We start from the raw sequence: 24,613 nt of genomic DNA on the forward strand, positions 1-24,613 counted from the left end.
CGTCAGCATCAGCAGCGGAAGTTGTATATGGTACCATATGAAAAAATTTGTGTTATGCAAGAATTAAGTTTAGATTTTTGGCGATTGATCATCGTGCCCGGGGATTAGGCAATGAAACGCAGCGGCGAGATGAAAAAAGAGCTGGCAGCCAATGACGCTACGCCGCTCTACGCAGGCGTCAAACAGATCATTCTGGACAGAATCCATAGTGGAGAATGGCCGCCGAAATATCGCGTGCCCTCAGAAAACGAGCTGGTACTGGAACTCGGCGTAAGCAAGATGACCGCCAACCGGGCGCTGCGCGAGCTTGCCAATGAGGGCGAGCTGATCCGCATCCAGGGCGTCGGCTCGTTCGTTGCCGAACGCAAGGGCGTATCGGCGCTTTTCGAAGTCCGCAACATCGCCGAAGAGATCGCCGAACGCGGCCATTTGCACGAGGCGACAGTGGTTTCCCTGGCCAGAGCCTCCGCTTCGCCTGATGTCGCTGATGCGCTCGGACTGGAAATCGGCTCGGCCGTTTTCCACTCGCTGATCGTTCACAGCGAGGACGGCGTGCCGGTCCAGATCGAGGATCGCTACGTTCATCCCGAGGTCGCGCCCGACTATCTGGACCAGGATTTTTCGGTGATCACGCCGAACGCCTATCTATCGGCGATCGCGCCCTTGAGCGGGTCCGAACATGTCGTCGAAGCGACAGTTCCGCTTCCCTGGGAATGCAAGCTGCTGATGATCCTGAAGACCGAACCGTGCCTGACGATCCGTCGCCGCACATGGTCGGGCCGGCGAGTCGTATCGACGGCCCGCATCGTCTATCCCGGTCATCGCTACCGCCTGGAAAGCCGCAGCGGCATCTTGCCGACCGGCTAGTTGTATATGGAACATTCAAATGCCAAGAGCGGCCAGCGGCAGTCCGAGTGCTGAGCCCATGCGGCGAATATGCTGCCGGTCCTGATCCTTGCCGCTTTCCAGCGCCACGATCTCGCTGACGGTCAGACCGGATGTTTCGGCCATGTCGTCTAGGGAATAGCCCTTGCTGCGGCGCGCTTCGGCAAGCAGCACCGGGACAGCTGTTACACTCTTAAATTCGCTGATATTGGCGGCCATGTTCATTGATGGATCTCCTGTCGGCTGCGGAGAAACGCGGACGATGGCCTGCGGTTCCCAAGCGCTGGCGCTGGTCACAAGAACATGACCGCCACGCCGGTCTGGATGCCGGATTGTCCCTCTTCGGCACGCACCCTCGCCGAAGATCGCAAAGACGTGTACGCTCCTGCCGGCGGGAGGAGCCGCCGAAGAGTTGGGGGATGCGATGGCGTTGATGCATATTCGGCGGCGGGATCTTCCAACAGGGCTGCCGTCATGACCAACAGTCTGGCCGTCCCCTCTTTCGGCATCGCGCGGCTCGTGCGCGAGGAATGGTTTCTGGGCATCGGGCTCGTCACCAGCGCCATCATCCTGCTCTTCGAAGACGCGCTGTTCGACCATTTGACAAACCCGGCCTGGTTTGCCGTCATCTTTCTCTGGATCTTTGCCGCAGTGCTCGGCTCGGCGCTTTCGGTCGTCCGCCATGCCGATCATCTCGCCGAACAGCTTGGCGAACCCTACGGCACGCTGATCCTGACGCTGGCGATCACCTCGATCGAGGTCATGGCGATTTCCGCGGTGATGATCCACGGCGCCAACAACCCGACGCTTGCCCGCGACACGCTCTTTGCCGTGGTCATGATCATCCTGAACGGCATGGTCGGTCTGTCGCTGCTGGTCGGCGGGTGGCGGCGGCCGGAGCAGCAGCACAACATGCAGGGCGCCAACGCCTATCTCGGCCTGATCGTGCCGCTGGCAGCACTCAGCCTGATCCTGCCGAGCTTTATCCATGCCGACGGCAGCCAGGCGTCGACACCGCGGCAGATGATCCTGGTGGTCATTTCGGTCGGCCTCTACAGCATCTTCCTAATGCTGCAGGCAGGTCGCCATCACCGCTATTTCAGCGAAGAGGGCGAAGCGGGGCAGCCGAAGCATCGCGCACCACTGCGGAAGGGCGCGATCCTGCTCCATGCCCTGCTGCTCTTCGCCTATATGGTGCCCGTCGTCTTCCTGGTCGAACAGCTGGCCCGGCCGATCGACTACATCATCGAGACGGTGCATGCGCCCGCAGCCATCGGCGGCATCATCATGGCCGTGCTTGTCGCAACGCCCGAGGCGCTGAGCGCCGTCCGCGCCTCGATCGCCAACAACCTGCAGCGCTCGGTCAACATATTCCTGGGCTCGGTGCTCTCGACCATCGGCCTGACGGTACCGGCCATGCTGCTGGTTGCCCATATTTCCAGCCATCCGATCAGGCTTGGCCTGGAAGGCACCGATCTGGTGATGCTGACTTTGACATTGGCCGTCAGCATGATCACCTTCGCCAGCGGCCGCACGCATATGATGCAGGGCGCCGTTCATCTGGTGCTTTTCCTTGCCTATGTTCTGCTGATCTTCCAGCCGTGACCGGAGCCAGCGACCATGACCCTTGAGCTTCTGATTGCGAAATACGGCCTGCTGGCCGTCTTTCTCGGTGCCGGCATCGAGGGGGAAACCATGGTCATTCTCGGCGGCGTCTTCGCCCATCGCCACCTGATGACCTATTGGGAAGCGGCAGCAGCCGCGGCCGCCGGGTCCTTCATCGCCGACCAGCTGTTCTTCTTCACCGGCCGCCACGCGCGGCGCTGGTCGCGCATCCGCAAGTTCGTCGATCAACCGGCCTTCCAGCGCGCCAACAGGCTTCTCGAGCGCTATCCCGCCGGCTTCATCTTCGCCTTCCGCTTCGTCTATGGCCTGCGCACGATCAGCCCGGTTGCGATCGGCATGTCGAATGTCCCGACCGCCACCTTCATGGCCGTCAACGCGGTCGCCGCCATCATCTGGGGGACGCTGTTCACCGCCATCGGTTATCTCTTCGGACAGGGCATCGAGCAGATCTTCGGCCACCTGCCGCTGCACCGGCACGTTCTCGTTGCCATCGTGGCAGCGGCGGCCCTGCTGATCGGCGGCGCATTCACCTATCGGAGGCTCCGCGCCGCCTAGCCCATTCGCCTTAGCCCGCCATGTTAGCAGCATCGATAGCGGGCTATTGCAATTCTGAAAAATACGGCTTCATATTGTGATAGCTTTGAACCTTGCAACCCTTAGGTTGCCGGGGACGCGCATAGGGACTGCAGCTCGTTGATTATGAGGTGACAGGGTGCGTGAGGGAGGGTCTCAGGGTTTTCATCTGCTTGCCGCGCTCCTGTGTGCGGCCGGGCTTACCGCCTGTGACGGCAACGGCAACACCTATGTCGAGCCACCGCCCGCCAAGGTGCGCATGGCGCAGCCGCTGCAGCAGAACGTCACCAAATATTTCGAGCTGACCGGCAATACCGCCGCTTTCAAGTCGGTCGATATCGAGGCGCGTGTCCAGGGCTTCGTCGAAACGATCGACTATCGCGACGGCACGGCGGTCAAAGCCGGCGACAAGCTCTTCGGCATCCAGAGCAACACCTATCAGGCGCAGCTCGATCAGGCGCAGGCGACGCTGACCTCGGCCCAGGCCGCACAGGTCGGCGCCAATCAGGAATATACGCGCCAGGTCAATCTGAGCGCCCAGAAAGTCGGCACGCAGACAGCGCTCGACAACGCCAAGGCGACGCTCGACCAGGCGAATGCCACCATCCTGAACGCCCAGGCGAGCCTCGAACTGGCAAAGATCAATCTCGGCTACACGACCGTCACCGCCCCGTTCGACGGCACGGTCACCGCGCATCTCGTCGAGATCGGCACGCTGGTCGGCGTCTCCGGGCCGACGACGCTCGCGACCATCGTCCAGCTCGATCCGCTCTATGCCAATTTCAATGTCAGCGAGAGCCAGGTGCTGATGATCAAGCGCGAGCTTGCGGCGCAGGGCCATACCTTCAAGCAGACCGATCTTCCCAACATCCCGATCGAAATGGGCCTGCAGGGCGAGACCGATTATCCCTTCAAGGGCCACCTCGATTATGCCGCCCCACAGGTTGACGCCTCGACCGGGACACTGGCGGTTCGCGGCGTCGTGGAGAACAAGGATCGGGCGCTGCTGCCCGGGCTGTTCGTGCGCGTGCGCGTACCCGTCGGGCATGAGGACAAGGCGCTTCTGGTGCGTGACGACGCGATCGGCATCAACCAGCAGGGCAATTACGTGCTCGTCGTCGGCAAGGACGAAACTGTCGAGCAGCGGCTAGTGAAGACAGGCCAGAGCGAGGGACGCCTGCGCGTCATCGAATCCGGACTCAGCGCCGAGGATTGGGTCGTCACCGAGGGTTTCCAGCAGGCCGTTCCAGGCAACAAGGTGGCGCCCGAGAAGGCGACGATGGAGATACCGGCAACGGCTGACGCCTCCGGGGCAGCGGCGCCCCAGGCCGGTGCCCAATGAGCCCCCGCCCTCCTTCGGCTGATATTCCCGGGAGGCGCGCATGATCTCCCGCTTCTTCATCGAGCGGCCGGTTCTCGCCAATGTCCTGGCGCTGGTCTTCGTGCTGATCGGCGCCGTTGCGCTCTTCCAGCTGCCGGTCGCGCAATATCCGAATGTCGTGCCGCCGACGGTGCAGGTGACGACGCGCTATCCGGGCGCCAGCGCCAAGACGCTCGTCGATACCGTGGCGCTGCCGATCGAGCAGCAGGTCAACGGCGTGCAGAACATGCTCTACATGCAGTCGACCAGCGCCAGCGACGGCACCTATTCGCTGACGGTGACCTTCGCGATCGGCACCGATCCGGATCAGGCGCAGGTTCTGGTGCAGAACCGCGTGGCGATCGCCATGTCTTCGCTGCCCGACGCCGTTCAGCTCCAGGGCGTCACGACGCAGAAGAAATCGACCTCGATCCTCGAATTCGTCAGCCTCACCTCCCCTGACAGCCGTTACGACAGCCTGTTCCTGTCCAACTACGCCGTCATCAACCTGCAGAACGAACTCGCCCGCTTGCCCGGCGTCGGCAATGTCTCGGTGTTCGGCGCCGGCCAGTATGCGATGCGCATCTGGATGAATCCCGAGCTCCTGAAAGCGCGGGGGATGACGCCGCAGGACGTGATCAATGTCGTGCAGCAGCAGAGCCAGGAGGTGACGGCTGGCCAGATCGGCATTCCACCGGTGCCCGCGGGGCAGGATTTCCAATATACATTGAACGTCAACGGACGGCTCAACGAGGCGGCCGATTACGAGAACATCATCGTCAAGGTGGACGACCAGAATGGCGGACGGATCACCCGCGTCCGCGATATCGGCCGCGTCGAACTCGGCGCCCAGACCTACAGCCAGTCCTTTATGCAGAACGGCCGTCCGGCCGCCGGCATCGGCGTTTTCCAATTGCCGGAAGCCAATGCGATCACCGTTGCCAAGGACGTCGCGGCCAAGATGGCCGAGCTCTCCAAGAGCTTTCCGCCGGGCCTTGCCTATGACGTCCCCTTCGACACGACGAAATTCGTGACCGCCTCGATCGACGAAGTCTACGTGACGCTGATCGAGGCCGGTGTGCTCGTGCTGATCGTCATCCTCGTCTTCCTGCAGGACTGGCGGGCGATGCTGGTTCCGGCAACCACGGTTCCGGTCACCATCATCGGCGCCTTCGCGGCGATGGCTGCACTCGGCTTCACGGTCAATCTCTCCACCCTCTTCGCCATCGTGCTGGCGATCGGCATCGTCGTCGACGACGCGATCGTCATCGTCGAGGGCGTGGCGCGCCATATCGAGCAGGGAATGTCCGGCAGGAAGGCGGCCGAGAAGGCGATGGACGAGCTGTTCGGCCCGGTCATCGGCATCACGCTGGTGCTGATGGCGGTCTTCATTCCCGCCGCCTTCCTTCCCGGCCTCACCGGTCAGCTCTACAAGCAATTCGCGCTCGTCATCGCCGCCACGGCGCTGATCAGCGCCATCAATGCCATGACGCTGAAGCCGACGCAGTGCGCCCTCTGGCTGCGCCCGCCGGTACCGCCGGAAAAGCGCAATGTCTTCTATCGCGGCTTCAACAAGGTCTATGACAAGGCCGAACACGGCTATACCCGGCTGATCGGCGGCATGGTCCATCGCAGCGGCCTTGCCGTTCTCGCCGCCCTCGTCCTGATGGGCGTCGCCATCTGGGGCCTCACCAGGCTGCCGACGGCATTCCTGCCGCTCGAGGACCAGGGTTACGTGCTGATCAGCGCCCAGCTGCCCGATGGCGCTTCGAAGGAGCGCACCGACGAGGTGATGGCCGAAGTTGGCAAGATCGCGCAGCAGACGCCGGGCGTCGATCAGGTGCTGACGATCAGCGGCATTTCCATTCTCGACAACAGCGCCAGCCTGCCGAATGCCGGTGTCGCCTATGTCGTCCTCAAGGATTGGGACGTCAGGGGCAAGGAAAAGGGCCAGGACCTTTTCTCGATCTACGAGCACCTGAACGGCGCGCTGTCCGATGTCCTGAAGGCGAAGACGCTGGTCGTCGTGCCGCCGCCGATCCAGGGCATCGGCAATGCCAATGGCTTCACCATGCAAGTCGAGATCCGCAACGGCAATTTCGACTTTCCACTGCTACAGGCCACAGCCGATGCGATCGTCAAGAACGGCAATGCGCAATCCTCGCTGCAGCGGCTCAGCACCTCGTTCCGCGCCGGCGTGCCGCAGCTTTCGGTCTCGGTCGACCGCATCAAGGCGGAAACGCTTGGCATCACCACCGGCCAGGTTTTCTCGGCGCTCTCAGGTTATGTCGGCTCGAGCTACATCACCCAGTTCAACAAGTTCGGTCGCACCTTCCAGGTCTATGCGCAGGCGGCACCCGAATTCCGCATTCGTCCCGAGGATATCCGCAACCTCAGCGTCAGGGCGGGCGACGGCACGATGGTGCCGCTCGGCACCGTCGTCGACGTGAAGAGCGTTCAGGGGCCGTCGCTGATCAGCCTTTACAATCTCTACCCGACAGCAACGATCGTCGGCGGCTCTGCAGCTGGCTTCAGCTCCGGCCAGGCGCTCGACGTCATGGAACAGATTGCCGATCGCACCCTGCCGCCAGGAGCGGGTTTCGAATGGACGGCGCTCTCCTATCAGGAGAAGGCCGTCGGCACGCAGATCTATTTCGTTTTTGGTCTCGCCATGCTGCTCGTCTATTTCGTGCTGGCCGGGCAATATGAAAGCTGGATCCTGCCGCTCGCCGTCCTGCTTGCCGTGCCGCTGGCGCTGCTTGGCACCGTCGGGGCCTTGAGTGCTGCCGGCGTCGCCAACAACCTCTACACCCAGATCGGCCTCATCCTGCTGATCGCGCTTGCCTCGAAGAATGCGATCCTGATCGTCGAATATGCGCGTGAGAAGCGCGCCGAGGGCATGGAAATCCTGGAGGCGGCGGTGGAGGCTGCCCGACTGCGCTTCCGCCCGATCCTGATGACATCCTTCGCCTTCATCCTCGGCGTCGTGCCGCTGGTGCTGGCAAGCGGCGCCGGCGCATCTGCCCGCAAGTCGATCGGCATCTCGGTCTTCAGCGGCATGATTGCCTCGACCTGCCTCGCCGTCCTCTTCGTGCCGTCCTTCTATGTCGTGCTGCAGCGGTTCGAGGAATACAGAAAGCGCCGGGCAAACCCGGCGCCTCAGGCAGCGGAATGATCAGCGCCGCCTATTGCACGACGACGCGCACATAGACGCCGCCGCTCTTGGCGTAATAGCCGGAGCCGCACCGGTAGTAATAGCCACCATAGTAGGCGCCATAGACGCACCCAGCCGGAAGAACCGCAATCGTGGTCGTCGTCCACATGACGGTGCGGCGCGTCGTGCGCCGCGCAACGCCAGCATAGGAGAGCGGCGTCAGCGGCCGGCCGATCACGGCTCCGGCGGGTGTCGCGAACTCGACCGACACAGGCATCCATCGAGCCGGTTTGACATCGGCTTCGGCGAAGAGGAATGCGCCGCTCAGCGCAGCGAGAAGGAAAGGTTTGACGTATCTCATTTGACTTCTCCAGGCTGGGTGGGCGCAGGCAGCTCGTCGAGCGATTGCAGCTCGCTCAGATCCACCTTCTTGGCGTTGGCTGGAATCTCGATCTTGTAGGAAGCATTGGCGACCTCGGAGCCGGTCTTGAAATCGCTGATCTCAAGCGTGTATTGCGGCGCCTGGCCGACATGCTTGCTGGTGATGACGTAGCGGCGCGGGATCGGCTTGTCGCCGGACTGGATCCAGATCTGCCAGTCGATCTCCGGTGTGCGGAAGGTCAGATATTCGCACTCGACACCGCCGACATAGGCGCTGGAAACATGCTTCGCCGAAGTCACATCCGTCATCAGCAGGTTGAAGGCGTTCGCTGCCAGGAGATCGGCGCCGGGCGCCTCCATTCCGGCGCCAATCAGCCGGTCGAGCAACTCGTCCACCGACCCCTTCGCCTCGATCGACGCGTAAGCATCGAGGTTCTTGCCGTGCACCGTCAGCGTCGAGCCATCGAAACTGACATCGACATCGGCAAAGCCGCCGGTTCGCGTCACCCGCAGCTTGTCCGGCCGTGACAAACTGGCGGTACCGGAGCTGACGAATTGCAGCTTCTCGAAGTCGGGCGTGACGGCCTCGACCGCCGACTGATAGGTGAAGGACATCGTCTTCTGCGCCGCGAGATAATCCGACATGGCCTTCAGAATGGCCTCTGCATCATCCGCGGCCGCCGGTTTGGGCAGGATCAGGCAGGCCGCGAGCGAGCCATAGACGACGAGACGTGCAAGCTTTCCGATGGGAGAAACCGATGACATGGCAATGCCTTCCATTTGGGTCTTGTTGTTTCATCGAGCATCCGCAGCGCGGATCGGAGACGCCTTCCGTGGCGCTCCGGCATGCAGAATTTTCGGCAGGCGAAAGCGCGGCGGAAACGCGCCGCGCGATGAGCGGGGATCATGGATCAGGGATGAACCTCCGCTCCGCCTCCCCTCGAAGCGGATGGAGACATTAGGCAGCGTAGCTAGAGACCGTTGGTCAGGACATGCTGGCAGGTCGGCGACAGGCGCTGAAAATTCTCGCGCAGGCAATTCACCCCGCGGCCACCGCCGAGCATCACCGATCGGCAATACGCCCGGAAATCCGGACCGCAGGTACGGCGCATGACGATCAGTTCTTCGCGCGGTGTAAACGACGCCATCGGCATCGCCGCGGGCGCGCCGCCACCGGCCGTCTTGGCGGTATTGGCCGCGGGCGCGGATCCGCCACCGCCGAGCGCGCCGACCGCCGCCTGGCAGGATGGCGAGAGCGCCGCATTGTGCTGTTGAAGGCAGGCAAGCGCCTGCGACCCGCCGGGTGTCACGCCCGAGCACTGCGCCATGAAATCCGAACGGCAGGCTGATTTGACCGCGTCCCGCTGCGCCGCCGTCGGCTGTCCCGCTGGTTTCGGCGGAGCGGCAGGCGCTGCTGCAGCGGCCGTTGGCTGAGCCGCGGGTGTCTGCGCCGGCGCAGCGTCGCTCGATTTCTTCTTGCCGCCGAGCGCCGAGATCGCATCCCGGCAAGCTTTGGAAAGCGACGCGTCATGCTGCTGCAGACAGTTCAGCGCCTCCATGCCTCCGGGCGTTACACCCGAGCATTGCGCGATGAAATCCGACCGGCAGGCCGAGCGGATGGCGTTCCGCTGCGCATCCGTCGGCTGCTGCGCGTGGGCGGCGATCACTGGAAGGCACAAGGCGCCCGCAAGCGCCAGGGCCGCCAGCCTCACCGGCCGAAAACCGGATTTTTCATACAGAATTATCGCCCGAAAGGCCGCAAATTTTCCCATCGTTACCTCCCCCCAAGGAAGAACTTTCCGGAATATGCAGAAACGTGGCAGACCAAGGAAATAACGCAGGCCGGACAATCAGAAACCACGCCTCAAGTCTATCTTCTATTATTTTAAATTAGCACAAACAGATACTATCGGAAAGCTTGTGAAGGCGTGAATTTTTCTGACAATTACAAGGCGTATATTCATCGGCAGCCTGTTTTCTTGAAGACAAGAAATACCGGCCGCCGCCGGAGGCAAGGCCGGGGCGGGTCTCAGGAAAGTCCGCCATATGAAGCGCCGGCCGCATCAAAAGGGGCAGCCGTCCTTACAGATATTACATGATGCTACAGGCCCCAGCCGACACCAACTGCTAGCGTTCGCCTCCAGGACATCCCTTCGAGCAGCAGCCGGAATGTGCAGATGGTAAAACGCGTTGCCCCTATTCTCCTTCTCCTGTTGCTGACGGGTTGCGGGCATCCTGATGGCGTCATGGTGCCGGTCGCGGCCTCGACGGTGGCCCCCGTGCCATCGAAGGTGGAGATGCTGGTGGCGACGACACGCCAGCCATCCGGCGACCCCGCCACGCTCTTCAACGGCGAGCGCAGCCCGAAGCCCTATCTGACGCAGATCACCGTCTCGATCCCGGCGAAGCGCGAGGCGGGTACCGTCGAATGGCCGAAGCGGCTGCCGCCCAATCCGGCAACTGAGTTTGCCGTCACCCATGTCTCGCAGATCGATACCATCGCTCAGGGGCGGGCGTGGTTCAGCCAGCATACGAAGGGTGGCCATGCGCTGGTCTTCATCCACGGCTTCAACAATACCTATGAGGATTCCGTCTTCCGGTTGGCGCAGATCGTCCACGACAGCAAGATGAATGCGGTGCCGGTGCTCTTCACCTGGCCCTCGCGCGCAGAGATCACCGCCTATCAATATGACAAGGAAAGCACCAACTATTCGCGCACCGGCCTTGAGCAGGCGCTGCGCACGCTGGCCGCGGACCCGAATGTGAAGGACATCACCGTCATGGCCCATTCGATGGGCTCCTGGCTTGCGATGGAATCTCTACGCCAGATGGGGATCCGCGACGGCCATGTGAATTCGAAGATCCACAATGTCATCCTCGCCTCACCCGATATCGATATCCAGGTCTTCGCCAAGCAGTATGTGGAGATGGGCGGCGCGCCGCGTCCGAAGCTGACGATCTTCGTCTCGCAGGACGACAAGGCGCTGGCGATCTCCAGTTTCATAACCGGCCGCGTCTCCCGTCTCGGCGCGATCAACCCGGCCGAGGAGCCATACCGCTCGAAGCTTGAGGAAGCCGGCATTACCGCCATCGACCTGACCAAGGTGAAAAGCGGAGACGGCCTCAATCACGGCAAGTTCGCGGAAAGCCCGGAGATCGTCCAGCTCATCGGCCAGCGGCTGATGACCGGACAGACGCTGACGGATTCCAACGTGTCGCTCGGTGAAGGCATCACCGCAGTCGTCGGCGGCACGGTATCGAATATCGGCACGGTCGCCGCAACGGCCGTCGCGGCGCCCGCGATTATCGTCGACCAGCCGCACCGCGCCAAGAAGAAGGCAGCCGACCAGACGCTGAGCGGCGATCTGGAACCACAGACGCTGACGCAGTAGGGATGTCATCATGAGATGGTTTCTGTCTCTCGCCGCCGCATTTTTCCTCGCCTTCGGCGCCTTGGCGCAAACCCCTGCGCCTGCTGCTCCTGCCGCTTCGCAACAGAAGATCGACGACCTCGTGCGCCTGTTGCAGGACCCCGACATCAGGGCCTGGCTCGATACCAGGGCCGCCGCGGCGCCCCCGGCAGCAAAGCCGGCGCCGGCGGCAGAAAGCTCGCCCTTGGCAAAATGGGAGGCCGCGGCACGTGGCCGTGTCCATGAAATACTGACGGCAATCCCGAATATTCCGACAGAGATCGGAGCCACCATCCTCCGTGTCCGGCAGGATGCGACGAGCCGCGGCTATGCCCCCGTCTTCGTCATCTTCGGCGGCCTCGTCGGCCTTGGCCTGATCGCCGAAGGCGTCTACCGCAAACTCGCCGTCCGTCGCGAAACGCTGATTGGCCGGCTGATCCCGATCGGCATCTTCACGGCGGCGATGGCAATCGTCTTCTTTGCCGTCGACTGGCCGCCGCTGGCGCGCATTTCGCTGCTTGCCTTTCTCTCCGCTTTCGTCGTCTTCCGCGTCGTTGCCGTTCTGCTTGCCGCCGCCTCGACGCCTGCCCTGCGCAGACGGCTGACGTTCATTGCCGGGGTTCTCTGCCTTGCGATTTCGATCGCCGCGCTCGGCGAGCCGCTCGGCGTCTCGGCCCCGGTCACCGATGCCATCAGTTACTGCTTCTCGGCCGTCGTTCTGCTTCTGGCGATCGAAGCCCTCTGGTCGACCTCCGGCAAGACCCTGTCGCGAAAGACCGCCCTCGCCGCATTTCTCGTCCTACTCTGGCTGATCTGGTGCGTGAACATGCGCGGCCTCTTTTGGATCGGCGTCTATGCGCTTGCTCTGCCGTCCGCGCTGAACACCGTCGGCCGCATCGCCGGTTCCTTCGTCAGCGATCTCAGCAGTCTTCAGGGCATCATCGTCGTGCGCGGCGCACGCGCGATCGCCATTGCGCTCGCCGTCGGCTGGCTGGTGCTCGTCTGGCAATTCAATCCCGATACGCTGGGGCGCCGCGATCCGATCTTCGCCGCCCTGTTCTATGGCGCATTGAAGAGCATCCTGATCATCGTCGTCGCCGATTTTCTCTGGCAGCTGGCCAGAGGCTGGATCGACCGGACGATCCGTGTCTCGACCGATACGACATCGCTCGCCCCGGCGGATGCGGCGCGGCGGGCACGCTTCCGCACTCTTCTGCCGATCTTCCGCAATGCGCTCGCGGTCATCGTCGCCGTCATGGCCGGTCTCATCGTGCTGTCGCAGATGGGCGTGCAGATCGCTCCACTGATCGCCGGCGCCGGTATCTTCGGCGTCGCCATCGGCTTCGGCTCGCAGACGCTGGTGAAGGATGTCATCAGCGGCGTCTTCTACATGCTCGACGATGCCTTCCGCGTCGGCGAATATATCCAGGCCAAAGATTACAAAGGAACAGTCGAAGGCTTCAGCCTGCGCTCGGTGCGCCTGCGCCACCATCGCGGGCCCGTCTTCACCGTCCCCTTCGGCGAACTCGGCGCGGTCGAAAACATGAGCCGCGACTGGGTGATCGACAAGTTCAGGATCACCGTCGGCTTCGACACCGATATCGAAAAGGCGCGCAAGCTCACCAAGAAAGTCGGCGCGGACTTGAAGGAGGATCCCGAACTCGGAAAGCTCTTCATCGAGCCGTTGAAGATGAAGGGCGTCGAACAGTTTGCCGATTACGGCATCGTCCTGAGCTTCGCGATGACAACGGTACCGGGCATGCAGACCTATATCCGCCGCAAGGCCTACGCCAAGATCCGCGAGGTCTTCCTCGCCAACGACATCTCGTTTGCCCAGCCGATGGTGCAGGTCGGCGGCGACGACAAGGGAGGAGGCGCAGCCGCCGCCCAGGCGCTCAGGGCCCAGCAGGCTGCGGCCACCCCGGCGAAATGAGCCCGTAAACGCAGCTGTTCGCTACCGTATTATACGTCCCCCGCAGCGCCGCTTCGTGCGACTTTTGCCGTGACGGAAGTCAGAGCGAGGGAGAACCAACATGTTGAAACGCCGATTGTTATTGGCGGCAGTTGCCTGCATGCCGATGATCTTTGCCGCAACGGTCTCAGCACAGACGCTGAGCTACGCGGATGCCGTGACCAAGCTTGCCGATGATTGCGGCAAGGATATCCAGAAACTCTGTAAGGGGCTGAATCTCGGCGGCGGGCGCATTGCCGATTGCCTGCAGCAGAATGCAGACAAGGTATCGCCGACCTGCAAGGCGTCACTGGCGACCGTCTTCCAGTCGATCACCCAGCGCGAACACGCGCAGACCGCCTACCGGCAGGTCTGCCAGCGTGACATGTCGAAGAGCTGCTCGGGCATCAAGGGTGACGGCTTCGTGCTCGCCTGCCTCGTGAAGAAGGAGCCGCGCGTCAGCAAGGAATGCAATCAGGTCATCACCGATGCAGGTTGGAGATAAAGCCATGAGACACAGCATTTCCAGAACCATGCTGCTCTTCGCCGCCGGGCTGCTGCTCTCAGGCACCGCCTCCGCACAGGAGGTCTCGCAGGAGCGGATCGTCAAGGGTCTCGGCAAGCTGACCGCCGCCGCCCCGGCGATCGATCTCGAAATTCTGCGGCAGGAGGCGATCAACGGCGGACACAAGCCGATGGCGGAGCTTCCGAACTGGAAGCGGATCGCCAAGCTGCCGCAGATGGTGGTGGAGATCAATTTCGAGAACGACTCCGTTGCCATCCAGCCGCAGTCCTACCGCACTCTCGGCCTGATCGCCGATGCGCTGCATCATCCGAACCTGTGGGCCTACAAGTTCCTCGTGGTCGGCCATGCGAGCTCGACGGGCGATGAGAAGCACAATCTCGAACTTAGCGAGCAGCGGGCGGCGGCGATCAAGGAAGCACTCTCGACGACCTTCGCGGTCGATCCGCAGCGGCTCTATGCGATCGGGGTCGGCGAGTACCTGCCGATCGAAGGCAGCGATACCGCGGCATCGAACAACCGCCGTGTGCAGCTGATCAATCTCGGCGTCTTCAAGAGCAAATCCTGATCACGGCCCGCTAGAGCTCTACTTCTCGGTCACCTGCCTGTCGTCCAGCGGCAGGCCGGCGGCCGCGAGGCCGGCGAAGAAACGTTCCTGATCCTCGGGCCGTGCCAGACGCCGGCCGATCTCGCGCCTGACGTTTGGAATGAGAGCCGGCGAGCGGGTCTTGAGCCAGGTGAGCTGCGTTGCCGCCTCATCCTTCTTTCCGAGCGTGCCGAGAATGGCGAGCAGCACCAGACGGTGCATTGGATTGTAATCGAGATCGGACATGCGCGACCAGAGCTCGGCCGCCTGCGTATCACCGCGCATGAAAGCGCAAAGCGCCATCCCGACCTCGTAATAGCCGCGCGGTCCGGCATTCTTGCTGACGGCTTCCGACACCAGTGCGCAGCCCTTGTCCCATTCTCCGGACATCGACAGGCGCACGCCGTATTCGCCGGCAACCTCGGTATCGTTGGGATTGATGGCATAGGCCGCCGCCCCCGCCCGCATGGCCCCGGCATTATCGTTTTCAAAGAAGTCCGCAAGCATCAGCGCCTGGAGAGCACGCGCATTCTTCGGGTCCAGCTGCACGGCGCGTTGGGCGAGATCCTTGGCGAGCTTCAGCGTCTCAGCATCTGGCTTGGTGTTCAGCTGGTAGGGAAAGCGGAACTCGTCGAGATAGGTGAGCGACAGAAACGCCGCCGCGTTTGAGCTCTCCGGTGCCTTTTCGATGGCTTGCTGCAGGCAGGCTTTCGTTGCGTCATGGGCCGCAAGCGTCAATTCAGTGCGATAGCTGTAATAGGACAATGTGCAGGAGAACGCATCGGTGCTTCCGGCGATACTGGCGGCATTTGTCTGGAACATGACCCCGAAGGGCCGCGCCACCGCGGTCACGATATCGTCGGCGAGGCTGGCCTGGGTCTTCAGGATGCCCTGCACCTTCATATCGGCATCGTAGTTATTCGCCCAGATGACGGCCCCATCGGCGCGCCGCATCAGCCGCGCCGTCGAGCGCAGCGTGCTGCCCTCGAGCCGGACGCTGCCCTGCAGCGCATAGAGCGGCTCGGCCGCGGCCTGACCGCTCCTGCTTTTCGGCAGGGCGGCAATGACGACGATGTCGTTGAAGGGAACCAGCTTCTCGATGACATCGTCGGTGATGCCCCGCGATATATCGGAGGCAAGCCTACCTTCCGAGGTGCTTTCGAACGGCTCGACCAGAATGGTCGCGTGGTTCACGGCCGCCGCTGGCGCGCCGCCGCCGAACTCCCAGCCATGCAGCATGGCCGATGCAGCGACGAGAACCAGCAGCGCCCCTCCGGCGACGAACCAGTAGCGGGCAAGCGGCCAGTTCTGATCGGCAATGCCGCTGCTGAGACCGCGCCGGACCCATTTTTCCTGCCGACCATCATCTCCCGAGAAGGACGCGCGGGCGGGCTCCGCATCCTCATCCGCAGCCTCCTGCCTGACGTCGAAGACCGGTGCATATCCACCCCGGGGAACGGTGATGATCACCCGATCTGCGCTGCCATCCGTCAGGTAATAGTGCTCGAGCTCCCGCCTCAGCCGGCCGGCCTCGATGCGCACGCAGGGGTCCTGCTGCGCGTCGAAATTCGCATCACGGCCGAAGACGGCCTGGGCAATGGTGAAAGCCTTGAGATAATCGCGCCGCCCGGCCAGCGTTTCGGCCACGACGAATTCGAGAAACCGTCTCGTCCGCTCGGGAAGACGGAATTCCGGGCTCAGCAAAATGCGCTCAAGCTGCTCCCGTACCTCACCCTCGGCCGGAATACTGCTGGTAGCGCTGTCAACACTTGCACTCGCCATCGGCTCCCCAGCCTCCGATTCCGTACAATCTGCAGCTTGATGCGCAACGATAATCCCAAGTTGTGGCCGCGGCAACGCAGGAGAAATATTAAATCAGATTACTCTTAATAACCCGAATGTGTAGGCACATGCGGTGCAATTCGGCGGCCCAAACGTAGGCTACAGTATCTTACTGCCCTCGCTTCTCCCCGCGCCTTATCATCTTCCTGACACTCTGGAGGAGATGGCGATGACAGCACCTGAAACGTCCACATCCAAACCCATGGCTAGCGCCGAGGAGCTGCGCAAACGCGCGCTCGAACTGCAGCTTCTGGAAATGGAGCGCAACGACAAGATCAAGGCGCGCGAAGCCAAGAAACATGCCGAATTCGTCGAGGATTTCTTCCGCAAGCATATCGGGGAAACCGAGCGGGCCGTCATCAAGCGGCTGGTGATGAAGGCGGCGGCGGACGGCAAATACGAGGCGCTGATCTACAGCTTCCCATCGACCTTCTGCACCGACAGCGGCCGGGCGATCAACAACAACCTCCCCGGCTGGCAGAAGACGCTGCAGGGCCGCGCCAAGGAGCTGCACGAGCTCTTCGAAGAGGTTGCCAAGCCGCAGGGCTACGGCCTGAAAGCGATGATCATCAATTTCCCCGACGGCATGCCGGGAGACGTCGGCTTCTTCCTCACCTGGGAACCGCCTGTCGAGGAGTAAAGCAGGCATCGACGAAGGATTGACACGTTGAAACTGACCGAGATCGAGCGAAAGTTCCTGGTCCGCAATGACGGCTGGCGCTCCTGCGCCGCCGATCCGCATGTCTTTCAGCAGGTCTATCTTTCCCGCCGCGACCAGACCACCGTCCGCGTCCGTCTCATCGACGGCACCTCGGCGCTGCTGACCATTAAGTTCCGCAGCGTCGGCTTCACCAAGCAGGAATATGAATATGAGATCCCCGTCGACGAGGCGATCGACCTGCTCACCAAGGCCGGCCATGTGCTGGAGAAAACCCGCTACCACGTTCTCCACGACGGCAGAAATTGGTACGTCGATGTCTTCGGCGGCCCTTACAAGGGGCTGACGCTTGCCGAGGTCGAAATGGCGAGTGAGGAAGATTGCCCCAATCTGCCGCAATGGCTGGGGCGGGAAGTGACGGGCAAGAAGCGCTATTCCAACCGCGCCATGGCCGCTGCGCTGCGGATTCCTCCGCCAACGCAGGGCCATGCCGCCGCCGCTGATATCAGTCGTTGACGACGCTCCAGTTGGCGTCCGGATTGAAATCCTTGATCGCCGCCGCCCGCTCTTCGGTCTTCGGACCGAGATCACGCTGATAGATGACGTTCATCGCATTGACCATGAAGGTCTGGACACCCGTCACCCGGTATTTGACCGGCCAGGCGATCAGTGCGAAGCCACCGGTCATATAGCCGTTGACGATATAGCTCTGCTTGCCGCCGAGCACATTGTCGCCCTGGCCCGTCAGGATCCGGTAGCGGTAACCGAAATAGCCCTCCCCGCGCTTGGCAGCGCCAAAGGCGGCGTTCTCGACGAGAGCGCTTGCCGGGCTTTCCTCGGGATAGACATTCGGATCCCAATAGAGACCGTCGAGCTTGCCGGGGCTGCTGATCAGCTTGCGGGCAAATTCCTGGATACCGTCGCCGTCGCGGTCTCCGAGACGTATTGATACTGGGCCGCCACATATTCCCGCATCGTATCGATGGTCGCGAGCTCGTTTTCGCCGACACGGCGATTGACGATCTCCTCAAGGCCGCGCTTTGTATCGAAAGCCCATTTGCCGTCCTTGTTCTCAGTCAGCGGAAACGGCAGCGGCCAGAGCCGGTCTCCGATCGTAACGACCTTCATGCCTTCGAAATCGCGCATCGTAACCTGCCGCTCGGCGCCTTCGCGGATCAGCCCATAGGCAATCATTGCCGCGTTATTGGCACGCAGCTTGTCGGCCTTGAGGCCCAGCAAGTTGGCGAGATCGTCGATATTGTTGGAGGCGAGCACCGCCTTCAGCCGGTCCAGCGCCAGCTCGGGTGTGTCGAAGGTCTGTTGCGGCGATGTTGCCCGGTATTCGGCGAAATCACTATTGGATTGCGCGTGCGCCGGCGCGGCTGGCAGTGCGCCCAGCGCCGTCGCAAGGATGAGCGGAATTACGGTCGAACGACGTTTCATGATGTAACTCCCGGGTTGAAAGGGTCTCAGCGGCGCCGGCCGCCACCGCCACCACCGCCGCGATGGGCAGGCGGACGCCTGTGCTGCGCAGGCCGCGATTGCGGGCGATGCCCGCCCATGCTCTGTCCGCCGCGCTTGGAGGCGACGGCCTCGCGCCGGCCGGACTGGACATTGCCGAGCGCGCTTTGCTGGCGTGCGCGGTTGTCGGGCCGCGCCGCCATCTGCGGCTTGTTCGGCCTCTTCGCCGCCCCCTTCTGCGCAGGTTTGTTTGGCCGGTTGGCGGAGTTCTGCGGGCGGTTGTCAGGCCGGGCCGCAGCGTTCTGCCGGTTGCCGGCGCCAGCCTTCGGTTGCGGCCGGTCCTTCAGCCCCTGCGCCGTTCCCTTGCGGATGTCGTCTGCGCGTGCAGACATGGCGCGGTTGGCGGGCAGCTGGCTCGCCTTGAGATCGGACGCGCGATTACGCAACTGGTTGCGATTGTCGCCCTGCAAACCCGATTTAATGGCCGAACGATCGATCTTCGCCAGTTGATCCCTGTTGATATTCAGCTTGCTGCGATCAACCTTCGTCCAGTCGACATCATTCCACTTCAGCTTTCCGTTGAAGTTCCGGTCGTTAAAGCAATTGTTGCAATCGATATCGACATCGCCGTTCCACCGGCCGCCCCATACGCCCCAATCATCCCAGTTGACGATCGCCGCCCAGGCGAGACCTGTCACGGCGCCTGCGAAGAAGACTGCTCCCGGGTAATAATAGTTGTCGTAGGATTCCGGATAGTAGGAGATCGGCTGTGAAACATAGGCCGGCTCATAGAGCATTTCCGGCGGATATTGCGGAATGTAGATTTTTTCCGGATTGATCGGGCGGATGATGATGTTGTCGTTTTCGGTAACGACCGTCAGCTTGTCATCAGTCTTGATGATGTTCTTCGCCACCGCCTCGTCGCGAAGCTGCTGGATGGCGATCAGGACGTCCTTCTGCTGGTTCGTTAGCGCATCGGCGAGCGACTGGGTCCAGTCGAGATCGTCGCTCATCATCTTGACGATCTCGGGATAATTCAGGAGCGAGATGACGCTGCCGTCCCAATCGCTCTTCGGCTTGAGATCGGCATTCTTCTTTTTTGCGTCTAGGAAGCGCTGCGCCTCGATGATCTGCAGTGGGAAGAGCGAGGCGGATGATATGGCCGCGACGAGTTCATCGGGATAGAGGGCGATCCGCGCCACCAGCACTTCGAGCTGGTCGTCGGTCAGCAGCGCCGCCGGGGCTTCGGCCGTCGCCGTCTGCGCCGGTGCTGCGGCCGGCTTGGCAGCCTGCGCATAAGCGGGAATGGCTGGGTGCAACGCGATGATCGCGATAACGGACAATCCGCTGAGCAGTTTGCGGGAAATTGCTTTCATCGCTCAAAGACCTCCCTTGGATTTATTGAATGGCAGGCACGCTCAAGGCGATTTCCGGCCGTTCTCCGGCGATTGCCGGAGGACGACGATCTTCGACTGGGCGATGGCCTCGCCCATCTCCTTCAACAGCGCATCGACGAGACCCGCATATTCCAGCTGCCGTGCATCACGGAGCGTCTCGGGAAGCCGGTCTGTCGTCGCCATGGCCTGTGCCGCAGCGGCGAGATCCTCGCACATGCTGTGGAAGGCTTCGTTCACGTAAAAAAGCCGCTGCACGAGCCGCTTCTGGTCGGGGAAGTAAACCTCTGCCGCCTCCAGCGCCGACAAATATGCAGAACCACCCTCTCCCGACACCATCTCCGCCCCCGCCGAACTGCGCCAAGCAGACATGTGAAATATATAGCAACCGGCTCGGCGGCAGACGTAAAATACGTGATCCTACGGCGACTGGTTTCGAAAAAGCCTTTGAATTCAATCCTACCTGGCAGAGAAACGCGCCGTCCCCGCTCGCCCCTACAGCCGGGACTGCTCTCGCCTGTCCGCCCGTCCTGATCGCGCCGATAGAGATTACGCGATGCTACAGGCCTCACCGGTAAAACGGGTCTAACATCCGTCTGTCGAATAGCGATCAAAACGGCTCGTTCAGACCAGCCGGAGGGAGGAGCCGTGTTTCTCGACTATTTTGCCCTGGGGGTCCTGGTCTTCGTGGTCATCACCCTTTTCTATGCGGTGATCGCGATCCATGACATTCCGCATCTCATCGCAAAATCACGCAATCATCCGCATCAGGATGCAATCCATGTCGCTGGCTGGGTGAGCCTCTTCACGCTGCACGCCATCTGGCCGTTCCTCTTCATATGGGCAACGCTCTATCGCGAGGATCGCGGCTGGGGCATCCGCCAGGATGGAAAGCTCTCGGCCGAGGCCGAGGCAAATGCCGAAATCGCCCGTCTGCACGCCCGCATCGCCGAGCTCGAGGGACAGACGCCGCAGAGGGAGAATGCCTGATGGATCTGCTCCTCATCCTGACCTATGCCGCGATCTGCTGGACGATCTTCAAGATCTTCCGCATCCCGGTAAACCAGTGGACGCTCTCGACCGCCGTTCTCGGCGGCGTGTTCCTGATCTCCGGCCTGTTGCTGCTGATGAGCTATAACCACCCCTATTCGAGTGACGGGCGCATCTACTTCACCTCGGCCCCGGTCATTCCAGTCGTCGGCGGCCAGGTCGTCGAGGTTCCCGTGACCCCGAACGTACCGCTGAAGAAGGGCGATGTCCTCTTCCGCATCGACCCGCGGCCCTATCAGTTCGCCGTCGATCAGAAGAAGGCATCGCTTGCCGAAGCCAAACAGACCGTTCTGCAGCTGAAGGCCGCACTCGACGCCGCGAACGCGGCCGTCACCGGCGCCGAAGCCTCGCGCGACCGGTCGTTGCAGGCCTTCGAGAAGTTCCAGCAGTCCAACGAGAATTCGAAGTCGAGCGGCCGCGGCGCGGTTTACTCCGAACTCGAAGTCGAAAACCGCCGTGGCATCTATCTGACGGCAGAAGCAGCCGTCGACACCGCCCGCGCCCAGGCCGCCCAGGCAAAGCTCGCCTATGAAGCAGAAATCGACGGAACGAACCCGACCGTCGCCCGGCTTCAGGCGGAACTCAACAATGCCGAGTACGAGCTCGATCAGACCACGGTGCGCGCACCGACGGATGGCTATGTCACCCAGGTCTTCCTGCGTCCGGGCATGATGGCCAATCCGCTGCCGCTTCGCCCGGTCATGGTGTTCATCAACAGCGAGGACCGGATGCTTGCCGCGGCCTTCATCCAGAACTCGCTGCAACGCGTGCGCGTCGGCGATGATGCCGAGGTGTCGTTCAAGGCCGTGCCCGGCAAAATCTTCAAGGCGCGCGTCCAGGAAGTCATCGACGTCATGGCGCAGGGCCAATTGCAGCCGAGCGGCGCGCTGATCGACCCGCAGGCGCCCGAACGCGTCGCGCCCGGCCAGACGCTGGCACGCATCGAGATCCTGGAAAATACCGATCAATATCAGCTACCTGGCGGCGTCGTCGCAGATGTCGCCGTCTACACGCACTATTGGCACCACGTCGCCATCCTCCGCAAGGTTCTGCTGCGGATGAGCGCCTGGATGAACTACGTGTTCCTCGAACATTGATGCAAAAGGCGGCTCGCGCATGGGCGGGCCGCAGACAACGGAGATGCAGTGAAACGATAGGAGCAGGCGGTGATAGGCAGTCTACCGATGTTGCGAGGCCTGACCGGCTTCAACAAGGACTGGTTGCGCAGTGATATCCCGGCCGGTCTGTCGATCGCCGCCGTCGGCCTGCCGAGCGCCATCGCCTACCCCGCAATCGCAGGCCTACCGCCCGAGACCGGGATCTATGCCAGCATCGTCGCACCGATCGCCTATGCGATCTTCGGCCCCTCGCGCCTGCTCATCGTCGGGCCAGATGCCGCGACCATGACCGTGCTTGCCGCCGCGATGGGAACGATCGTCGCGGCAGCCCCGGCAGGAGCCGAAGTGGACCGGGTCGCGATCGCCGCAGCGCTTGCGCTGGGCGTCGGCATCTGCTGCATCGCCGCCAAGCTGTTGCGGCTCGGCATTCTCGCAAGCTTCCTTTCGCGCCCCATTCTCGTCGGCTTCTTTGCCGGTGTTTCGCTCTCGATCCTCGTCGGGCAGATCGGCCGCTTCACCGGCGTGAAGATCGAATCGGAGGGATTGATTGCGCCGTTGCTGGAGATCGCGGCGAAGGTTGCCGGGATCCACTGGCCCTCGCTGCTGCTCGGGGTCGCGATGTTTGCCCTGCTGTGGATCGTCAAGGCCTTCCGCTGGCGTGTTCCCGGCCCGGTTCTGGTCGTCGTGATATCCGTCATCCTTTCGGCGCTTTTCGATTTCCAGGACCGGGGCATCGCCGTTGTCGGCGATCTGCCGAGCGGGCTGCCCGCCTTCTCGATCCCCGCCTTCCAGCATATGCCGCTCGACAAGATCATCCTCGGTTCTGCCGCGATCTTTCTCGTCAGCTTCGGCGCCGGCATCGTCGCCGCCCGCAGCTTCGGATCGCGCACCGGCGAAGAAGTCGATGCTAACCAGGAGCTGATCGGTATCGGCGCTGCCAATATCGCACCAGGGCTCTTCGGCTCTTTCCCGGTCAGCGTCTCGGACTCCCGTACCGCGATCAACCTGTCGACCGGCGGCGTTTCGCAACTCTCCGGCCTGGTCTCCGCGGCGACACTGATTGCCGCACTCGTCTTCCTGCACGGCGCCCTTCGCATCCTGCCGATCCCGGCGCTCGCCGCCATTCTAGCGACGGCGGCGATCAGCCTCATCGATATCGACGAGCTCAAGAAGATCTGGCGCATCAGCCGCATGGAGTTCGTCTTCGCGCTGATCGCCATGTGGGGCGCGATCAGCTTCGGCGTGCTGAACGGCGTCGTCGTCGCAGTCGGCGCCACCTTCGTCTATCTGCTGCGCCAGACCATGTTTCCGCGCGACGGCCTGCTCGGCCGCATCGAGGGCCGGCACGGCTTCTTCGATCTCAAGCGCTATCCGGAAGCCCGCCCGGTCGAGGGTGCGGCGGTCTTCGCGGTGCAGGGGAGCATCCTTTTCTACAATGCCGACTATGTCCGCATCCGGCTGACCTCAGTCATCAAGGAGCTTCCGCCGGAGACCAGGTGCCTGGTGCTCGATGCCAGCGCGATCAGCCAGATCGACAGCACCGGCGCCACCGCTCTGGAGGCCGTGGCCGAGCTTCTCCAGAAGCGGAACATCACCTTCGCCATCGCCGATCTCAGCGAGGACAGCCGGCCGATCCTGGAGCGCGCCGGGGTGATCAAGGCGATCGGTGCCGAGAACCTTTTCAATGGCAGGGAAGAAGCTCTGCGGACGCTGATCGGCGACATCGACCAGATCGGCCCGGCCGCAGTCGCGCATAACGCATCTTAAACACGCCAGGAGGGAGAGCCATGGAAGAGAACTACGAACCAACCGAGGCCAATGGCGACGCAACGCCCAAGACCAAGGCGAAGAAGAAAAAGAAGGCCTGGGACTACGACAAGGAAATCGTCCGCCTGCAGGTGGAGCTTGCGCATCTGCAGGCCTGGGTGAAGAAATCCGGCGCCCGGATCGTCATCGTGTTCGAGGGGCGCGACGCTGCCGGCAAAGGCGGGATGATCAAGCGGATCACCGAGAAGGTCAGCCCGCGCGTCTTCCGCGTCACGGCGCTGCCGGCACCGACCGAGCGCGAGAAATCGCAGATCTACATGCAGCGCTACATCGCCCATCTGCCGGCCGCCGGCGAGATCGTGATCTTCGACCGCAGCTGGTACAACCGCGCCGGCGTCGATCGGGTCATGGGTTTCTGCAGCGACAAGAAGGCGCAACGCTTCCTCGAACTCGCACCGCGTTTCGAAGCCGCGATCGTCGAAAGCGGGGTCATCCTGCTCAAATATTTCCTGACCGTCAGCGAGGAAGAGCAGGAACGCCGCTTCCGCCGCCGGATCGACGATCCGATGCGGCAGTGGAAGCTGAGCCCGATGGATGTCGAATCCTATCAGCGCTGGTGGGACTACACACGCGCCTATGACGAAATGCTGCGCATGACCGACACCAATCATGCGCCCTGGTGGATCGTACCTTCCGACGACAAGAAGCGGGCGCGCATCAACTGCATCTCGCATATTCTGCAGTCGATCCCCTATGAGCGGCTGAAGTTCGACGAGCCCGATCTCGGCAAGCGGCAGAAGCGTCCGTCCGACTTCATGGAAGACCGCAGCGTCCGCCATGTCGTGCCCGATACGACGGCTTAAGCAGCCGGCCG

23 protein-coding genes and 1 pseudogene are annotated in these 24,613 nt (G+C 62.4%); 16 read left to right on the top strand and 8 right to left on the bottom strand.

Annotation, left to right across the window (positions count from 1 at the left end):
- The first annotated feature begins 111 nt into the window (after positions 1-111).
- Positions 112-867, top strand: coding sequence for a histidine utilization repressor (gene hutC / locus ACQZ5H_RS15165; protein WP_130281490.1), 756 nt, complete (start codon positions 112-114; stop codon positions 865-867).
- 15 nt (positions 868-882) lie between these two features.
- Here hutC and ACQZ5H_RS15170 read toward each other — a convergent pair whose 3' ends face one another.
- Positions 883-1,110, bottom strand: a complete 228-nt coding sequence (locus ACQZ5H_RS15170; RefSeq protein WP_112711136.1) for a helix-turn-helix domain-containing protein — start codon at positions 1,108-1,110, stop codon at positions 883-885.
- Between the two features lie 249 nt (positions 1,111-1,359).
- On the opposite strand from ACQZ5H_RS15170, the gene ACQZ5H_RS15175 reads away from it, so the two are divergent.
- The 4 genes from ACQZ5H_RS15175 to ACQZ5H_RS15190 all read left to right on the top strand — a co-directional run bounded on the left by ACQZ5H_RS15175 (position 1,360) and on the right by ACQZ5H_RS15190 (position 7,619).
- Positions 1,360-2,490, top strand: coding sequence for a calcium:cation antiporter (locus tag ACQZ5H_RS15175; protein ID WP_112711137.1), 1,131 nt, complete (start codon positions 1,360-1,362; stop codon positions 2,488-2,490).
- A 15-nt stretch (positions 2,491-2,505) separates the two neighbouring features.
- Positions 2,506-3,066: a DedA family protein gene (locus ACQZ5H_RS15180; protein WP_449098213.1), complete on the top strand. Its 561-nt coding sequence runs from the start codon at positions 2,506-2,508 to the stop codon at positions 3,064-3,066.
- Between the two features lie 157 nt (positions 3,067-3,223).
- Positions 3,224-4,426 (top strand): efflux RND transporter periplasmic adaptor subunit, encoded by a 1,203-nt coding sequence (locus ACQZ5H_RS15185; RefSeq protein ID WP_449098214.1) that lies wholly within the window; start codon positions 3,224-3,226, stop codon positions 4,424-4,426.
- 40 nt (positions 4,427-4,466) lie between these two features.
- Positions 4,467-7,619 carry an efflux RND transporter permease subunit gene (locus ACQZ5H_RS15190; protein WP_449098215.1) on the top strand — a complete coding sequence of 1,051 codons (3,153 nt, stop codon included), beginning with the start codon at positions 4,467-4,469 and terminating at the stop codon, positions 7,617-7,619.
- A 10-nt stretch (positions 7,620-7,629) separates the two neighbouring features.
- On the opposite strand, the gene ACQZ5H_RS15195 is transcribed toward ACQZ5H_RS15190, so the two are convergent.
- From ACQZ5H_RS15195 to ACQZ5H_RS15205, 3 genes are all read right to left on the bottom strand, one after another.
- Complete coding sequence (locus ACQZ5H_RS15195; RefSeq protein WP_449098216.1) at positions 7,630-7,959, bottom strand: hypothetical protein; 330 nt, start codon at positions 7,957-7,959, stop codon at positions 7,630-7,632.
- Positions 7,956-8,744 (bottom strand): DUF2092 domain-containing protein, encoded by a 789-nt coding sequence (locus tag ACQZ5H_RS15200; RefSeq protein WP_112711324.1) that lies wholly within the window; start codon positions 8,742-8,744, stop codon positions 7,956-7,958. Before ACQZ5H_RS15200 ends, ACQZ5H_RS15195 begins: the two co-directional genes overlap by 4 nt.
- A 206-nt stretch (positions 8,745-8,950) precedes the next feature.
- Positions 8,951-9,538, bottom strand: a complete 588-nt coding sequence (locus ACQZ5H_RS15205; RefSeq protein WP_449098217.1) for a hypothetical protein — start codon at positions 9,536-9,538, stop codon at positions 8,951-8,953.
- On the opposite strand from ACQZ5H_RS15205, the gene ACQZ5H_RS15210 reads away from it, so the two are divergent.
- From ACQZ5H_RS15210 to ACQZ5H_RS15230, 5 genes are all read left to right on the top strand, one after another.
- On the top strand, positions 9,509-9,868 hold the full coding sequence (locus ACQZ5H_RS15210; RefSeq protein ID WP_449098218.1) for a hypothetical protein: 360 nt from the start codon (positions 9,509-9,511) through the stop codon (positions 9,866-9,868). The two genes, ACQZ5H_RS15205 and ACQZ5H_RS15210, sit on opposite strands and share 30 nt — an antisense overlap.
- 288 nt (positions 9,869-10,156) lie before the next feature.
- The gene (locus ACQZ5H_RS15215; RefSeq protein ID WP_449098219.1) at positions 10,157-11,371 is read left to right on the top strand and encodes an alpha/beta hydrolase; all 1,215 of its coding nucleotides are present in this window, start codon (positions 10,157-10,159) and stop codon (positions 11,369-11,371) included.
- 10 nt (positions 11,372-11,381) lie between these two features.
- Positions 11,382-13,322, top strand: a complete 1,941-nt coding sequence (locus tag ACQZ5H_RS15220) for a mechanosensitive ion channel family protein (RefSeq protein ID WP_449098220.1) — start codon at positions 11,382-11,384, stop codon at positions 13,320-13,322.
- A gap of 100 nt (positions 13,323-13,422) precedes the next feature.
- Positions 13,423-13,845, top strand: a complete 423-nt coding sequence (locus ACQZ5H_RS15225) for a cysteine rich repeat-containing protein (protein WP_203430611.1) — start codon at positions 13,423-13,425, stop codon at positions 13,843-13,845.
- Between the two features lie 4 nt (positions 13,846-13,849).
- The gene (locus tag ACQZ5H_RS15230; protein WP_199628228.1) at positions 13,850-14,431 is read left to right on the top strand and encodes an OmpA family protein; all 582 of its coding nucleotides are present in this window, start codon (positions 13,850-13,852) and stop codon (positions 14,429-14,431) included.
- Positions 14,432-14,449: 18 nt separating this feature from the next.
- Here the strand turns inward: ACQZ5H_RS15230 and ACQZ5H_RS15235 are convergent, their stop codons facing one another.
- Positions 14,450-16,231: a hypothetical protein gene (locus tag ACQZ5H_RS15235; RefSeq protein WP_449098221.1), complete on the bottom strand. Its 1,782-nt coding sequence runs from the start codon at positions 16,229-16,231 to the stop codon at positions 14,450-14,452.
- A gap of 229 nt (positions 16,232-16,460) precedes the next feature.
- Here ACQZ5H_RS15235 and ACQZ5H_RS15240 point away from each other — a divergent pair, with 229 nt between their 5' ends.
- Both ACQZ5H_RS15240 and ACQZ5H_RS15245 read left to right on the top strand, forming a co-directional pair.
- Positions 16,461-16,931 carry a hypothetical protein gene (locus ACQZ5H_RS15240; protein ID WP_199628230.1) on the top strand — a complete coding sequence of 157 codons (471 nt, stop codon included), beginning with the start codon at positions 16,461-16,463 and terminating at the stop codon, positions 16,929-16,931.
- Between the two features lie 27 nt (positions 16,932-16,958).
- Positions 16,959-17,465, top strand: coding sequence for a CYTH domain-containing protein (locus tag ACQZ5H_RS15245; protein WP_449098222.1), 507 nt, complete (start codon positions 16,959-16,961; stop codon positions 17,463-17,465).
- On the opposite strand, the pseudogene ACQZ5H_RS15250 reads toward ACQZ5H_RS15245, so the two are convergent.
- The 3 genes and pseudogenes from ACQZ5H_RS15250 to ACQZ5H_RS15260 all read right to left on the bottom strand — a co-directional run bounded on the left by ACQZ5H_RS15250 (position 17,455) and on the right by ACQZ5H_RS15260 (position 20,143).
- Positions 17,455-18,392, bottom strand: a pseudogene (locus ACQZ5H_RS15250) (DUF2950 family protein). The gene ACQZ5H_RS15245 and the pseudogene ACQZ5H_RS15250 sit on opposite strands and share 11 nt — an antisense overlap.
- Before the next feature lie 26 nt (positions 18,393-18,418).
- Entirely contained in the window at positions 18,419-19,786 is a 1,368-nt protein-coding gene (locus ACQZ5H_RS15255; RefSeq protein WP_449098223.1) for a DUF3300 domain-containing protein, read from the bottom strand.
- Between the two features lie 42 nt (positions 19,787-19,828).
- Positions 19,829-20,143 carry a hypothetical protein gene (locus tag ACQZ5H_RS15260; protein WP_199628234.1) on the bottom strand — a complete coding sequence of 105 codons (315 nt, stop codon included), beginning with the start codon at positions 20,141-20,143 and terminating at the stop codon, positions 19,829-19,831.
- Between the two features lie 309 nt (positions 20,144-20,452).
- Here ACQZ5H_RS15260 and ACQZ5H_RS15265 point away from each other — a divergent pair, with 309 nt between their 5' ends.
- From ACQZ5H_RS15265 to ppk2, 4 genes are all read left to right on the top strand, one after another.
- Positions 20,453-20,794 (top strand): DUF3302 domain-containing protein, encoded by a 342-nt coding sequence (locus tag ACQZ5H_RS15265; protein WP_112711152.1) that lies wholly within the window; start codon positions 20,453-20,455, stop codon positions 20,792-20,794.
- On the top strand, positions 20,794-21,951 hold the full coding sequence (locus ACQZ5H_RS15270) for an HlyD family secretion protein (protein ID WP_130281516.1): 1,158 nt from the start codon (positions 20,794-20,796) through the stop codon (positions 21,949-21,951). Before ACQZ5H_RS15265 ends, ACQZ5H_RS15270 begins: the two co-directional genes overlap by 1 nt.
- Before the next feature lie 69 nt (positions 21,952-22,020).
- A complete protein-coding gene (locus tag ACQZ5H_RS15275) occupies positions 22,021-23,739 on the top strand; it encodes a SulP family inorganic anion transporter (RefSeq protein ID WP_449098224.1) in 1,719 nt (572 codons plus the stop codon).
- A 20-nt stretch (positions 23,740-23,759) separates the two neighbouring features.
- On the top strand, positions 23,760-24,602 hold the full coding sequence (ppk2, locus tag ACQZ5H_RS15280; RefSeq protein ID WP_112711155.1) for a polyphosphate kinase 2: 843 nt from the start codon (positions 23,760-23,762) through the stop codon (positions 24,600-24,602).
- Positions 24,603-24,613: the final 11 nt, after the last annotated feature.

The sequence above is a fragment of the Rhizobium sp. 21-4511-3d genome (assembly GCF_053522545.1).